The sequence below is a fragment of the Kaistia geumhonensis genome (genome assembly GCF_030815145.1).
GTDB lineage: Bacteria > Pseudomonadota > Alphaproteobacteria > Rhizobiales > Kaistiaceae > Kaistia > Kaistia geumhonensis.
In genome coordinates this window covers 4,122,352-4,136,769 of record NZ_JAUSWJ010000001.1, presented here as the reverse complement: position 1 = coordinate 4,136,769, position 14,418 = coordinate 4,122,352, and the positions used below count along the sequence as shown (strand labels likewise).

Annotated in this window: 11 protein-coding genes; 9 read left to right on the top strand and 2 right to left on the bottom strand. The window is 69.6% G+C overall.

Annotated features, from left to right (window positions below; all coding sequences use genetic code 11):
• The first annotated feature begins 129 nt into the window (after nucleotides 1-129).
• From QO015_RS19620 to QO015_RS19605, 4 genes are all read left to right on the top strand, one after another.
• Complete coding sequence (locus tag QO015_RS19620; RefSeq protein ID WP_266283732.1) at nucleotides 130-642, top strand: DUF721 domain-containing protein; 513 nt, start codon at nucleotides 130-132, stop codon at nucleotides 640-642.
• A 105-nt stretch (nucleotides 643-747) separates the two neighbouring features.
• On the top strand, nucleotides 748-1,386 hold the full coding sequence (locus QO015_RS19615) for a DsbA family protein (RefSeq protein ID WP_266283731.1): 639 nt from the start codon (nucleotides 748-750) through the stop codon (nucleotides 1,384-1,386).
• A 66-nt stretch (nucleotides 1,387-1,452) separates the two neighbouring features.
• The gene (gene smc, locus QO015_RS19610) at nucleotides 1,453-4,914 is read left to right on the top strand and encodes a chromosome segregation protein SMC (protein ID WP_266283730.1); all 3,462 of its coding nucleotides are present in this window, start codon (nucleotides 1,453-1,455) and stop codon (nucleotides 4,912-4,914) included.
• A gap of 131 nt (nucleotides 4,915-5,045) precedes the next feature.
• Nucleotides 5,046-6,647: an ATP-binding cassette domain-containing protein gene (locus QO015_RS19605; RefSeq protein WP_266283729.1), complete on the top strand. Its 1,602-nt coding sequence runs from the start codon at nucleotides 5,046-5,048 to the stop codon at nucleotides 6,645-6,647.
• Nucleotides 6,648-6,883: 236 nt separating this feature from the next.
• On the opposite strand, the gene QO015_RS19600 is transcribed toward QO015_RS19605, so the two are convergent.
• Nucleotides 6,884-8,365: a pyruvate kinase gene (locus tag QO015_RS19600; RefSeq protein WP_266283727.1), complete on the bottom strand. Its 1,482-nt coding sequence runs from the start codon at nucleotides 8,363-8,365 to the stop codon at nucleotides 6,884-6,886.
• 119 nt (nucleotides 8,366-8,484) lie between these two features.
• On the opposite strand from QO015_RS19600, the gene mutY reads away from it, so the two are divergent.
• The 4 genes from mutY (at nucleotide 8,485) to QO015_RS19580 (ending at nucleotide 11,611) form a co-directional block, all read left to right on the top strand.
• Complete coding sequence (gene mutY, locus QO015_RS19595; protein ID WP_266283726.1) at nucleotides 8,485-9,570, top strand: A/G-specific adenine glycosylase; 1,086 nt, start codon at nucleotides 8,485-8,487, stop codon at nucleotides 9,568-9,570.
• A 68-nt stretch (nucleotides 9,571-9,638) separates the two neighbouring features.
• On the top strand, nucleotides 9,639-10,256 hold the full coding sequence (locus tag QO015_RS19590; RefSeq protein WP_266283725.1) for an HAD family hydrolase: 618 nt from the start codon (nucleotides 9,639-9,641) through the stop codon (nucleotides 10,254-10,256).
• Nucleotides 10,257-10,268: 12 nt separating this feature from the next.
• Nucleotides 10,269-10,799, top strand: coding sequence for a DUF1993 family protein (locus QO015_RS19585; RefSeq protein WP_266283724.1), 531 nt, complete (start codon nucleotides 10,269-10,271; stop codon nucleotides 10,797-10,799).
• Complete coding sequence (locus QO015_RS19580) at nucleotides 10,796-11,611, top strand: endo alpha-1,4 polygalactosaminidase (protein ID WP_266283723.1); 816 nt, start codon at nucleotides 10,796-10,798, stop codon at nucleotides 11,609-11,611. The genes QO015_RS19585 and QO015_RS19580 overlap by 4 nt, the downstream gene beginning before the upstream one ends.
• Before the next feature lie 17 nt (nucleotides 11,612-11,628).
• Here QO015_RS19580 and QO015_RS19575 read toward each other — a convergent pair whose 3' ends face one another.
• Complete coding sequence (locus tag QO015_RS19575; RefSeq protein WP_266283722.1) at nucleotides 11,629-12,753, bottom strand: site-specific DNA-methyltransferase; 1,125 nt, start codon at nucleotides 12,751-12,753, stop codon at nucleotides 11,629-11,631.
• Between the two features lie 158 nt (nucleotides 12,754-12,911).
• Here QO015_RS19575 and QO015_RS19570 point away from each other — a divergent pair, with 158 nt between their 5' ends.
• The gene (locus QO015_RS19570) at nucleotides 12,912-14,408 is read left to right on the top strand and encodes a VWA domain-containing protein (protein WP_266283721.1); all 1,497 of its coding nucleotides are present in this window, start codon (nucleotides 12,912-12,914) and stop codon (nucleotides 14,406-14,408) included.
• Nucleotides 14,409-14,418 lie beyond the last annotated feature (10 nt).

Genomic DNA, 14,418 nt, shown 5'->3' with positions numbered 1-14,418 from the left:
TCAAAAAGAAATTCGCCGCCCGCTCCACAGCCGCCCGGCCCCGTGGCCGCGAATCCGCGCCGTGGTCGGCCGGCGCTTCGCGGCGGGAAGACCTTCCAAGGCGGTGCCGGCCATGCGAGAAGCACGACCATGAGCGACGAGCGCAGAACGACGAAAAGGCGCGATGCGGCGGCCGTCGGCAGCTTTGTCGGCGGCGTCATCGAACCGCTCTGCGCCAAGCGCGGATTCGCGACTGCCGACCTCATCGCCGCCTGGGCCGACGTTGTCGGGCCGCGCTATGCCCGCTCGACTCAGCCGGACAAGCTGATCTGGCCGCGGGCGGCGGGAGCCGAGGGGGCCAACAGGCCACGCGGGGCGACGCTCGTCATCCGCGTCGATGCCGGCATGGCCATCTATCTCCAGCACGAGACTGCGGTACTCATCGAGCGCATCAACGGCTTTCTCGGTTTCGGCGCGGTGACGACGCTGAAGATCGTTCAGGCGCCGGTCGCTCCGCCGGTGCCCGATAGAAAGAAGAGTGCGCCGTCGCCGGCCGCGGTCGTCAAGGCATCGGCCGCCGTCGCCGATATCGAAAGCGATGGACTGCGCGACGCGCTGGAACGGCTTGGCCGCGGCGTCTTCGGCGAGGTCGAGCGATCGTGAACGCACGATGCCGGTAAAGCGCCGCATTTGCGCTGGCATTGTTCCTTGAAGGCGTGGCAATCGTGGCGCCATCGATGGACGCCATTCCCTGAGGAGACTGAGACCGTGGACCTTGATCGCAGGCAGTTTCTCGTCCGGCTCGGCGCGGGCACGCTGGCGGCGGGCGCGTTCGCCATGCTGCCGGCCGCGGCCTTCGCCGCCGACGAAAAGGTTGATCTTCAGAAGCTGCTGGAGCCGGGCCCGCTCGGCGACATGGCCCTCGGCGACCCGAAGGCGCCGCACACCGTCGTCGAATATGCTTCGCTGACCTGCTCGCACTGCAAGCATTTCCACGACACGACCTTCAAGCCGTTCAAGGAGAAATATGTCGACACCGGCAAGGTGCGCTTCATTCTCCGCGATTTCCCGCTCGATCCGCTCGCGACTGCCGGCTTCATGCTGGCGCATGCGGCGCCGAACAACAATTTCTTCCCGATGGTCGACCTTCTGTTCACGCAGCAGGAGAAGTGGGCCTTTGTCGACGATCCGGTTTCGGCCCTGCTCGATCTTTCCAAGCAGGTCGGTTTTACACAGGAGACTTTCGAGCTGGCCTTGAAAAATCAGGCGCTGCTCGATGGAGTCAACGCCGTGAAGGACCGCGGCGCGAAGGAGTTCGGCGTCGACGCGACGCCCACCTTCTTCATTGACGGGGTGAAAAAGCCGGGTGCGCTCTCGCTTGAGGATCTGGACGCGCTTCTGTCGTGATGTGGCGCGCATCGCGCGGCCGGCCGGCCGTCATGGCCGGCTGACCGGCGACCGGGGGATGGCGCGATGAAGTTCACGCGCCTTCGCCTCGTCGGCTTCAAGTCCTTCGTCGAAGCGTCCGACTTCGTCATCGAGCCGGGCCTGACGGGCGTCGTCGGGCCGAATGGCTGCGGCAAGTCCAATCTCGTCGAGGCGCTGCGCTGGGTGATGGGCGAAAGCTCATACAAGAACATGCGCGCGTCCGGCATGGACGACGTCATCTTCTCCGGCTCGGGCAATCGCCCGGCGCGCAACACCGCCGAAGTCACCCTCGCGATCGACAATGCCGCCCGCAAGGCGCCGGCGGCCTTCAACGATGCCGACATGCTGGAGGTCACCCGCCGCATCGAGCGCGAGGCCGGTTCCGTCTATCGCATCAACGGCCGCGAGGTGCGGGCCCGCGATGTGCAACTCCTCTTCGCCGATGCCTCGACGGGCGCGCGCTCGCCTTCCATGGTCGGCCAGGGCCGCATCGGCGAGCTGATCGCCGCCAAGCCGCAGGCGCGCCGCGCGATCCTCGAGGAGGCGGCCGGCATTTCCGGTCTCTATTCCCGCCGCAACGAGGCCGAGACGCGGCTGAAGGCGGCCGAGCAGAACCTCGAACGGCTCGACGACGTCATCGGCGAGATCGACGGCCAGATCGAGGCGCTGAAACGGCAGGCGCGCCAGGCCAACCGCTATCGCAACCTCTCCACCGATATCCGCAAGGCGGAGGCGACGGCGCTCTATCTGCGCCTCAACGCGGCGTCGGCGCAGGTCCGCGACGGCGAGGCAGCGCTTGCGACGGCGACCGAAGGGGTCGCTGCGCGCTCCGAGGCACAGGCGAGCGCAGCGCGCGACCAGGCGGTCGCGGCGAGCGCCCTCCCCGCCGCCCGTGACGAGGAAGCCCGCGCCGCAGCTGTGCTGCAGAGGCTCACGCAGGCGCGCGACGGCATCAATGCCGAGCAGCGGCGCATGCAGGAGCGCGCCGCCGATCTCGAGCGGAGGCTGAAGGACCTCGAGGGCGACATCGCGCGGGCCGCCGCGCTCGAACGCGAAAACGCCGAGATGACCGCCCGGCTCGATGCCGAGGAAGCGTCGCTGCGCGAGGCGGAGGCCGAGGCCGGCCCGCTGGCTGCCGAAGCGGCATCGCGCCGGACCGCGGCCGAAGCGGGCGAGCGCGAGGCCGATCGTCGCCTCGCCGAGGCGACGGCGCATCATGCGGCCCTCGCGGCGCGCAGGAGCGAACTGGAGCGGGCGCTCAAGAACGCCGAGGACCGCCTCGCCAGGGTGCGCGGCGAGGCTTCGACCGTGGAGCGCGACGCCGCCGCGCTCACCGCGGAGCTCTCCCGGCTACCCGACCTTGCGGCGGCAGAGGCGGCGGTCGCCGCTGCCGAGTCCGGACGCGCGGAGGCCGAGGCGCGGGTCGTCGCCGCCGAATCGGCCGCTGCCGCTGCCCGCGAGGCCGAGACCGCGGCGCGCGCCCCTCTCGCCGAGGCAGAACGCGCCTTCGCAGGAATCGAAAGCGAGGCGCGGGCGCTGGAAAAGATTCTCGCCGCCGGACGGCAGTCGGGGCTCCGACCGCCCATCCTCGATTCGCTCGCCGTCGAGCGCGGCTTCGAGGCTGCCCTCGCCGCCGCGTTCGGCGACGATCTCGACGTTTCCGACGATGCCGGCGCGTCGAGCTACTGGGGCGAGGTCGAGCCGCTCGCCGAGGACCCGCTGCTTCCCTATGGCGCCGAACCGCTCGCCCGTCATGTCAATGCGCCGCCGCTGCTCGCCCGCGCGCTCGAACAGACCGGGATCGTCGCGCGAGAGCATGGCGCCGCTCTCCAACCGTTGCTGAAGACCGGCCAGCGCCTCGTCTCGCGCGACGGCGATCTCTGGCGCTGGGACGGTTTCGTCGCAACCGCCGAGGCGCCGACCGCCGCCGCGATCCGGCTCGCCAACCGGAATCGCCTGGCCGAACTCCGCGCCGAACTCGCGCCCGCCCGCGCGACCGTCGTCGAGCGCCGCGCAGCCCTCGATGCTGCGACGGCGGCCGTCAGGACGGCGGCCGATGCCGAGCGGATGGCGCGCGACGCGGTGCGTGGGGCCCAGAAGTCCGTCGATGCCGCCAAGGCGGGCCTCGCCGCGGCCGAGCGCGAACAGGGACGCCTTGCGGCCCGCAAGGCCGCCCTCCAGGAAGCCGGCAAGCGGGTCGAGGCAGCGCTGCGCGAGGCGGTGGCGGGACGCGCGAGCGCCGAGGCGGCGCTCGCCGCGGCCGACGATCCGGCGGTCGCCTTCGCCGAGACGACGATGCTGCGCGCCGGTCTCGCCGAGCGGCGCGCAGCGCATGTCGAGGCGCGCGCCGCCGCCGACGCGCTCGCCCGCGAGGGAGAACTCAGGCGCAAGCGCCTTTCCGCCATAGCCGGCGAGAGGCAGAGCTGGAAGGCGCGCAGCGCCGGCGCCGCCGAACAGAGCGCGAGCCTCGCGGCCCGCCGCGCCGAGATCGAGCGCGAGAAGGCGAAGCTCGCCGAGGCCCCCGCCGATTTCGACGTGCGCCGCCGCGCGGTGACGGCCGAGATCGCCAAGGCGGAGGAGGCGCGCCGCGAGGCCGCTACCCGGCTGAAGACGGCTGAAGCGGCCCAGGCCACGGCCGACGCCGCGGCGCGCGATGCCCTTACGACCCTCTCAGAAGCGCGCGAGCGCCGCGGCCGGGCCGAGGAGCGTCTCGCCGCCAGCATGGAGCGCCGCGCCGAGATCGAGGGCCGCATCACCGAACTGCTCGATTGCGCGCCGCATGAAGTGGCAACCGTCGCCGGGCTCGATCCGAACGCGCCGCTGCCCGATGTCGAACAGGTCGACAAGCGGCTGGAGCGGCTTCGGCAGGAGCGCGAGAAGCTCGGCGGCGTCAATCTCCGGGCCGAGGAGGAAGTGAGCGAAGGCGAAGCGCGCAGGGAACGCCTCGCCACCGACCGCGATGATCTGATCGAGGCCATCCGCCGCCTGCGCCTCGGCATCGCCAGCCTCAACCGCGAGGGGCGCGAACGGCTGCTTGCCGCGTTCACCGTCGTGAACGCCGAGTTCCAGCGCCTCTTCACCCATCTCTTCGGTGGCGGCACGGCTGAGTTGCAGCTGACCGAATCGGACGATCCGCTCGAGGCCGGCCTCGAGATCATGGCCCGCCCGCCCGGAAAGAAGCCGCAGACCATGACGCTTCTTTCCGGCGGCGAGCAGGCGCTGACGGCGATGGCGCTGATCTTCGCCGTCTTCCTCACCAATCCGGCGCCGATCTGCGTGCTCGACGAGGTGGACGCGCCGCTCGACGACCACAATGTCGAGCGCTTCTGCAACCTGCTCGACGAGATGGCGCGCACGACCGAGACGCGCTTCATCACCATCACCCACAACCCTATCACCATGGCGCGTATGAACCGCCTGTTCGGCGTCACAATGGCCGAGCGCGGCGTCAGCCAGCTCGTCTCGGTCGACCTCGAAGCCGCCGAGCGGTTCCTGGAGGCGAGCTAGCAGGGTTGCATGGGCGGCCGGCCGCGCCTAAATCTGCGTCCGATACGGCCGGATAGAGGAGACCAACGCAATGGATCGGACCGCGACGACGACTTTCGCCCGCGTCCTTTCTCCTGCTCTGGTCTCCCATCATGTCCGTTCCCTTCCGGGCCTCGCTCGTCGCCCTGCACGACGTCACGCTCGCCGCGCCTGACGGGCGCATTCTCCTCGACCATCTCGATCTTGCCTTCGGCGCCGAGCGCACCGGTCTCGTCGGTCGCAACGGTGCAGGCAAGTCCACGCTTCTGCGACTGATCGCAGGGGGCGAGGCGCCGCGCGCCGGCACCATCGAGCGCGTCGGCCGCATCGCGCTGCTGAAACAGGGTATCCGCGCTGATGGCCTGCGCGTCGTTGACATGGCCGGTGTCGGCGAAGCCTTCGACCGGCTGGCGCGGCTATCGGCTGGCGAAGGCAGCCTGGACGATGCCGCCCTCGCCGACTGGACGCTCGAAACGCGCTATGCGGCGGCGCTCGCTGCGACCGGACTGTCCCCGCTCGATCCGGAACGGCCGGCCTCGGCGCTTTCCGGCGGCCAGCGGACGCGGCTGGCGCTCGCCGCCCTGCTCCTCGCCGAACCGGACATGATCCTGCTCGACGAGCCGACGGACAGTCTCGACCGCGACGGCCGCGCCGCCGTCGCCGAGTTGATCGCGAACTGGAAGGGCGGCGCGCTGGTCGCCAGCCATGATCGCGGCCTGCTGCGCGCCATGGACCAGATCGTCGAATTGTCGGGCCTCGGTGCGCGATCCTATGGCGGCGGCTACGATTTCTATGCCGCGAAGCGCGCTGAGGAGCGCTCGGCGGCCGCCGAGAGGCTCGACGTCGCGGAACGCTCCCTGAAACAGACCCGCGAGCGCATCCAGACGGCCGCCGAGCGCAAGGCCCACAAGGACGGGCGCGGCCGGCGCGAACGAGCGAAGGGCGACACGCCGAAGATCATGCTCGATGCGGCACGCGAGCGGTCCGAGAAGAGCGCTGGCGCGGCTGGGCGGCTTGCCGAGCGGCAGATGGAGACGGCCGGCGAGTTGCTCGCCGAAGCGCAGGCGGCGGTGGAGCGCGTGGCGCAACTCGCCTTCGCCCTGCCCTCGTCCGGGCTCGCCGAGCGGCGTCTGGTGCTGGAGATGCGCGATCTCCGCTATTCCCATCCCGGCGGTCCGCTGCTCTTCGACGGTCTCGACCTCATCGTCAGCGGGCCCGAGCGCATCGGCATCACGGGCGGAAACGGCACCGGCAAATCGACGCTGCTTCGGCTCGCCGCCGGCGAACTGGCGCCGCTCTCGGGCACGGTCAGAAGGCCGGTCCCCTCGGTGCTGCTCGATCAGGAACTGGCCCTGTTCGAGCGTGGCGAGACCATTCTGGACGCTTTCCGCCGGCTCAATCCCGCGGCCACCATCAACGAGGCCCACGCGGCGCTGGCGCGTTTCCTGTTCCGCAACGAGGAAGCGCGCCGGCCTGTCGCCTCGCTCTCGGGCGGCGAGGCGCTGCGCGCGGCTCTGGCGGCCGTGCTTTGCGGGTCGAGCCCGCCGCAGCTGCTGATCCTCGACGAGCCGACCAATCATCTCGACCTCGACTCGGTCCAGGCGGTCGAGCAGGCACTGCATGGCTTCGACGGCGCCCTGATGGTGGCGAGCCACGACGCGGATTTCCTCGCCGCGCTCGGACTGACGCGGCGAATGGTGCTGCCGATGGGGTGATCGGGGATCAGATCTCCTCACGAGCCCCGAGAAGCCCCCTCCCTAACCCTCCCCCGATTCGCGGGAGAGGGAACGCCGCTCCGGACGTCATCGACGGCGCAGCCTGTCCAACCCAGAAGGCGGAGCAGCCCAAACGGCCGCGACCGGCCCTCTCTCCCGCGAAGCGGGGGAGAGATGGAGATGGGGCCTCGTGACGTTCCCTGACCTCCGCAGCTACTGACCCCGGTCCTAGCCTTCTACCAGCTCGCCAGCCGGCGCAGCGTCGGGGTCTTTTTGTACTGATGGCCGCCCATGCGCGCGAGGAGCACGACCAGCTCGTCGATCGCCTTCATCACATGCGGACCCTTGTTGAGCATCACGCATTCGGCCCGTGCCGCCATGGCGGCGTCGGTCATCTCGCCGCGCGAGGGGAAGCCCTTCTTGATGAGATGCTCCAGAACCTGCGTCGCCCAGATCACCGGCACCTGCGCGGCCTCGCCGATCCAGAGAATCTCCTCCTGCATCTCGGCGAGCCGATTGAATCCGATCTCCACCGCGAGATCGCCGCGCGCGATCATCACCGCCGTCGGCTGCCTACCCGCCGCGCGCACGATCATCTCGGGCAGGTTGGCGAGCGCCCGTGTCGTCTCGATCTTGAGGACGAGCGAAAGGGTCTGCCAGTCGTCGGGGCGGATGCGCGAAAGCGCGGCATGGAGATCGTCGATATCGGCGGCGGTCTGGACGAAGGAAAACTCGATGCCGTCGGCGTTGCGGGCGACGAAGTCGAGATCCTCGATGTCCTTCTCCGTCAGCGCCGGAATCGAGAATTCGGTGTCGGGGAAATTGACGCCCTTCTCTTCCTTCAGCTTGTAGCCGTCCTCGTCCGGCGCGCCGCTCGCCTCCACCACCACGCCCCAGGGAGCGACCTCGACGACGCTGGTCGGCAGCTTGCCGTCGTCGATGAAGATGCGCTCGCCGAGCTGGCAGGCGGCCAGCGCCTGCGGCAGCGTGCACTCGACGGCCATGAGGTCGGCCGGCGCCTCGCCCAGCCGGCCCGGCGCGGCGATGGCGAGGCGATCGCCCTCGCCGATGCGCTTGTTGCCGTCGAGCTTGCGGATCGTACCCGTTCGGATCTTCGGCCCGGCGAGATCCATCAGCACCTTCATGCGCCGTCCGCTCGACGCCTCGGCCGCCCTGGCATGGGCGATCATCCGCGCCCAGGCATCGCGGTCGTCATGGGCGCAATTGATGCGGATCGCCTCGACGCCGCGCGCCGCGAGATCGGACATGAAGGCGGGATCGTCGGCCGCCTCGCTCGGGCAGGTCACGAGCAGATGAACCGCACGGCCCTCGGCCGGCGTGCCGAGGATCTCGGCCGTGGCCGCGGCGAGCCGCCGCTCGCCGGCGAAGAATGCCTCCTCGCCGGGAAAATCGCGCCGCGGCTCGCTCGCCGTGATGGCGTCGAGCGCGGCGAGCACTGCTGCGAGCGTCGCCTCGACGCGGCTTTCGAGCCGGCCGATCGAGGAAAGGCCATGGGCCATCAGCCGGCGCTGCAATGGACGGTTGTCGCGTCGCCGAAGCGCCAGATAGTCGGCGAGATTGCGCGCGCCGGCGACGAAGTCCTGCCGCTCGATGCCCGTGGACCATGTGGCGAAGATCGCCTCGCCCTCCTCCGCCACCGCCTGGGCCAATTCTTCGACATCGGCACGAAGGGCGAGGCTTTCGTTGCGGTCCATCATCGGCTCTCCACGAGGCACGGGGATCGAAGTCCACCGCCTATCGCAGCGCGACGAAAGGCGCATGACACAGATCAACAGCCGCGCTGGCGCATCGGTTGCCGGCGGGCGAACATGCGGCGATGACCGCGCTGCCTCCCCCTTCCCCCGCCACGCTCCTCGCCTGGTACGACCGCCATGCCCGCCGCCTGCCCTGGCGCATCGGCCCGGCCGATCGCCGGCGCGGCGTGACGCCGGATCCCTACCGCGTCTGGCTGTCGGAGATCATGCTCCAGCAGACGACCGTCGCGGCGGTGAAGCCCTATTTCGAAGGATTCCTCGCCCGCTGGCCGGATGTCGCGGCGCTCGCCGCCGCGCCGTCCGAGGAGGTCATGAAGGCCTGGGCCGGGCTCGGCTATTATTCGCGGGCGCGCAATCTGAAGGCCGCGGCCGAAACCGTCGCGCGCGAGCATGGAGGCCGGTTTCCGGCGACCGAGGCCGGGCTCACTTCGCTCCCCGGCATCGGCAGCTATACCGCCGCCGCAATCGCCGCGATCGCCTTCGACCAGCCGGCCGCGGTCGTCGACGGCAATGTCGAGCGCGTGCTCTCGCGCGTCTTCGCCGTTGAGACCCCGCTGCCGGCGGCGAAGACCGAGATCCGCCGCCTGCAGGCGGGGCTGACGCAGAAGGAACGCCCCGGCGACTATGCACAGGCGATGATGGACCTCGGCGCGACGATCTGCACGCCACGCCGCCCGGCTTGTTCGCTCTGCCCATGGTCGGAAAACTGCGCCGCCCATGCCGCGGGCATCGAGGAGTCCTTCCCGGTGAAGCCGAACAAGGCGGCCCGGCCGGAGCGGACCGGCACCGCCTTCGTCGCGCGGCGCCGCGACGGCGCCGTATTGCTGCGCCGCCGCGCCGAGAAAGGGCTTCTCGGCGGCATGACCGAAGTTCCGGGAAGCGACTGGCTGCCATCTGCCGGCCCCGCATCGACTGCGGCGACAGCGCCAATCGCCGCGAGCTGGCAGGCGAAGGGCGTCGTCGTGCACGTCTTCACCCATTTCCGCCTGACGCTTTCGATCCTCGCGGCGGAGCCGGCCGACAACCCGGCTGCGCCTGAGGGCCATTGGTGGTCGAGCGCGGAGGAGCTGCCAGGCGAGGCGCTGCCGAGCGTCATGAAGAAGGCCATCGAGACCGCATTTCCCGGCGCGACCAAGCGCCGGCGTTGAGCGCGGCCGGCATGGCCAGTCGTCCGGAGAGCCGCTATGAAGTCGGTCCGCCTCAAGGGGAGCCCACCATGACCGAGATCCGCCATATCGTCTTCGACATCGGCAATGTTCTGATCAGCTGGGAGCCGGAGCGGCTCTATCGCCGGCTCATTCCCGACGAAGCGGCGCGGCGCGTGTTCCTCGCCGAGGTGCTGACGCATGAATGGAATCTTGAGCAGGACCGCGGCCGCAGCTGGGCCGAGGCGGAGGCCGAAGTGCTCGCCCGCTACCCGCAGCATGGCGACCTGATCCGCGCCTGGCGGCTCCATTGGCACGAGATGGTTCCGGGATCGATCGAGGAAACGGTCGACATCCTCCGCGCCCTGATTGCCGCCGGCTACGACGTGACCGCGCTCACCAATTTCGCCGAGGACACATTCGCCGAGGCGCAGGCGCGCTTCCCCTATCTGACGACGTTCCGGGGCATCACCGTTTCCGGCAAGGTGCGCCTCGTGAAGCCGGACCTCGCGATCTATCGCCATCATGTCCATGCCCATGATCTCGACCCGGCGGCGACGCTGTTCTTCGACGACATGCCGGCCAATATCGAGGCGGCGCGCGCCGCCGGCTGGAACGCCGAGCGCTTCGTCGATCCCGCCACGATGCGGGCCGATCTCGCGAAGTGGGGCGTCCGCCTTTCCGCCTGACGGAGTCTTGCCATGGCCGGCCTTCACGCCGTCACCGTCCCGGTGCTGCTGCGCTACCTGCGGCAGCTCGACGGGCTCATGCTGCGGCTGGACGCGTTCGCGCGTGACGGCGGGCACGACGAGCGCGCCCTGCTCGCCACCGCGCTCGCCGAGGACATGTTCGACCTTCGCCGCCAGGTCCTGATCGCTGCCAATTTCTCGGTGCGCGCCCTGAAGCCGGTCGCGCCCGAGCTCGCGGCGCTGGGTCAGGCCGAGGGCGAGCGGATCGCCGATCTCCGCCTTCGCATCGCCGAGCGGATCACGGCCCTGTCGGCGCTCGATCCGGAGGCCATCGACGCCGCCGAGAGGCTTCCAGCCTCCGAGCGCGCAGGCGAGGCCATGGTCGAGGCCGATGCCCTCTCCTTCGCTACGCTTTATGCGCTGCCGAACTTCTTCTTCCACCTGACGAGCGCCTACGCGATCCTCCGGCATCTCGGCGTGCCCGTCGGCAAGCCCGATTTCGACGGCTTCCACGCCTATCCGCCCGGCTTCCGCTTCGTATGAATGCCGCGGGGATCGTCGCCCTGCTGGCACTCCTCGGAGCGGTTTTGGGCGTTGCCGATGGTCGGGCGGAGAGCGGCCGGCCAGCCTGGACGCCGCGGCCCGATCAGACCTGGCATCTGCAACTGCAGGGGACGGTAGAAACGCGCTACGACGCGGACGTCTACGACATCGATCTCGTCGACACACCGCAGGCGACGATCGACGCGCTCCATCGCCGCGGCCGGTTCGTCGTGTGCTATTTCTCCGCCGGATCGTCAGAGGATTTCCGGAGCGATTTCGGATTGCTCGATCCATCCGTCATGGGGCGGCCGCTCGATGGCTGGCCCGGCGAGCGCTGGCTCGACATCCGTTCGCCAGCCGTCCGACGGTTCATGACCGAGCAGCGGCTCGACCTGGCGGTCGCCAAGGATTGCGACGGCGTCGACCCCGACAATGTCGATGGCCATGCGAACGGCAGCGGATTTCCACTGACCGCCGAGGACCAGTTGGCATTCAACCGCTTTCTCGCGTCAGAAGCACATCGCCGCCATCTGAAGGTGGGCCTCAAGAACGACCTCGATCAGGTGGCGGCCCTCGCCGGTCACTTCGACTTCGCGGTCAACGAACAGTGCCACGCCTATGGCGAATGCGCGATGCTGCGTCCCTTCGCCGCCGCCGGGAAGCCGATCTTCAACGTCGAATATCGAAGCGATTACCGGACCGACCGGCAAGGCGCGCGAAAGGCCATGTGCGCATCGGCAAGGGCGATGTCCATGCGCAGCCTGGTGCTGCCGCTCGCCCTCGACGACAGCTTCCGCTTCGCCTGCGACTGACGTTCCGAGGGGCCCGGTCAGCCGCCCGCGACCGCCATCTCGTCGCGGACCTGCTGGCGCAGCGTGTCGATGAGCGCGAGGCGGCCGTCGACATGGGTGTGCCAGAAAGTCCAGCCATTGCAGGCGTCGAGTCCCTGCACCAGCGCGCCAACCTTGTGGATCGAGCCGGAATGACTGCCGGATTCGACCGAGCCGTCGGCGCGCACGCGCGCCTGGTGGCGGCCGTTCGCGGCGGAGAGGATGGCGCCGGCCTGGACCAGCCCGCGCTCGAGGAGAGCGCCGAACGGAACGCGAGGCTCCGCCTTCTTGCCCTTGAGGAGTTGCAGGGCTGCCGCGGGCGCTGTCTCGATGGCCGCGATGCGGGCGGTCGCGGCCTCGATATAGGCTTCCTCGCGCTCGACGCCGACATAGTGGCGGCCGAGCCGCTTGGCGACCGCCCCCGTAGTGCCCGAGCCGAAGAAGGGATCGAGCACGATGTCGCCGGGCTCAGTCGATGCGAGCAGCACGCGGGCGAGCAGCGCCTCGGGCTTCTGCGTCGGGTGGAGCTTGTCGCCGGCCTCGTCCTTCAGCCGCTCCGAGCCGGTGCAGATCGGGATCAGCCAGTCCGAGCGCATCTGGACGTCGTCGTTGAAGGCCTTCATGGCCTCGTAATTGAAGGTGTAGCGCGACTTCGGACCGCGCGAGGCCCAGATCATCGTCTCATGCGCGTTGGTGAAGCGCTTGCCGCGGAAATTCGGCATCGGGTTGGTCTTGCGCCACACGACGTCGTTGAGGATCCAGAAGCCGAGATCCTGCAGCATCGTGCCCACGCGGAAGATGTTGTGATAGGAGCCGATCACCCAGATCGTGCCGTCCGGCTTCAGCACGCGCCGCACCGCAAGCAACCAGGCCCGGGTGAAGGCGTCATAGGCCTCGAAGCTCGCGAACTGGTCCCACGCGTCGTCGACCCCGTCCACGACCGACTGGTCCGGTCGCGTCAGCCCGCCTTCGAGCTGGAGGTTGTAGGGTGGATCGGCGAACACGACATCGATCGAATGGGCGGGAAGCTGTTCCAGCGCGGCGACGCAGTCGCCCCTGATGATCGTATCGGCAAAGGCCGGACGCGCACCCGTCGCGACCGTCTTCAGCTGAACTCCCCGCATACCCGCAACTCCCAACGCAACACCCACAGATTCCGGCGACCATGGTTAGCGAGCAGGGTGAAAACGGGGTTAGGAAGCGTGGTTAATAAGACCTTTCGCGGCGCCTGCGGCGCGGCGGACATCGTTTCGCCGGAGAAGATCGGCTAGAATCGCCCCACATGGCTGCGCATCATGCGCCGCACCCGCACGACCGGCCCGATGACGGCCGCAAGACCGAGGCCCCGATGACGTTTCGCCTGCCCCTCGTCGCCGCGATGCTCGCGCTCCTCGCCGCGCCGGCCCTTGCCGACAGCGCGATGCTGGTGATCGATTCCTCGGCCTCGATGGCCGGCAAGCTGGGGCGCGACCGCAAGGCGGACCTCGTCGCCGACGCGGTCGCCTCGGCCATGACCGACTTCCCCACCGAGGCGAAGGTCGGGCTGCTCGCCTTCGGCAGCGAGAGCAAGTCGAGCTGCGGCGACGCGACGGTCGTGGTGAAGCCGCAGACGGACGGCAACGACGCGGTATCCCAGGCAGCGGCCAAGCTCACGCCGCGCGGCAAGGCGCCGCTCGCCGTCGCCATCGAGCGCGCAGCCAACGCCATCGACTATCGCAGGGAGCATGCGACCATCGTCGTCATCGTCGACAAGATCGAGACCTGCGATGCCGACCCCTGCGTGCTCGCCGAGTCGCTGAAGGCCCGCTCGAAGGATCTGGCGATCGAGGTGATCGGGCTCGGCCTCGACGAGGCCGACAGCGCGCGCGCCGCCTGCATCGCGGAAAAGGGCGGCGGCAAGTTCCTGAATGCCAAGGACGGCACCGATCTCGGCGGTGGTCTCGCGGCGGCGCTCGCCAATGCCAAGGCTCCGCCGGCCACGCTGCCCTCCGCCTCGATCGAGGCGCCCGGACGGGTCATCCAGTCGGACCGCTTCTCGGTCGGCTATGACGGGCCGAAGACGAAGGGCGACCGTATCCAGATCACCTGGCCCGGGCTTCCGGCGGGATCGGAAATCCGCAGCGTGCTCGTCGCCGCCGACGGCAAGACGCGCGAGATGCAGGCCCCGGCGGAAGCCGGAACCTACGAGATCCGCTACTATCACCCCGAGCTCAACGCCGTGCTGGCGACGCGCACGCTCGATGTCGCGATGCGTCCGGTCACCGTCTCCGCGCCGGCCCGCGTTCCGGCCGGAGCGCCGATGTCGATCGCCTGGACCGGGCCGGCCGAGCGCTTCGACGAGATATGGATCACGAAGGCCGGCGACCCGACCCGCCTCGATGGCGTCGGCCTTCGCCACAACGGCAAGTCGGTGACGCTCGATGCGCCGCTGGAGCCCGGCAGCTACGAGGTGCAGTATCACTCGGCGGCCGACAACACCGTTCCCGCCAAGGTCGCCATCATCGTCGATCCGCCGTCAGCGACGCTGACCGCGCCAGCCTCGGCAACGGCCGGAACGCGCATCGACGTCGCGTGGACAGGCCCCGGCGCGCGCTATGACGACGTGACCATCGCCCGCAGCGACATGGCTTCGTCCGAGCATCTCACCATGGCCCGCGTGCGCCCGGACATGCCGACTGTGCGCATCACCGTTCCCTCCGAGCCCGGCTCCTATGAGCTGCGCTATGTCGCCGGCGACGGCAAGGCCGTGTTCGCGACCGTCCCGATCAGCGTGCAATAGGCAGCGCCGC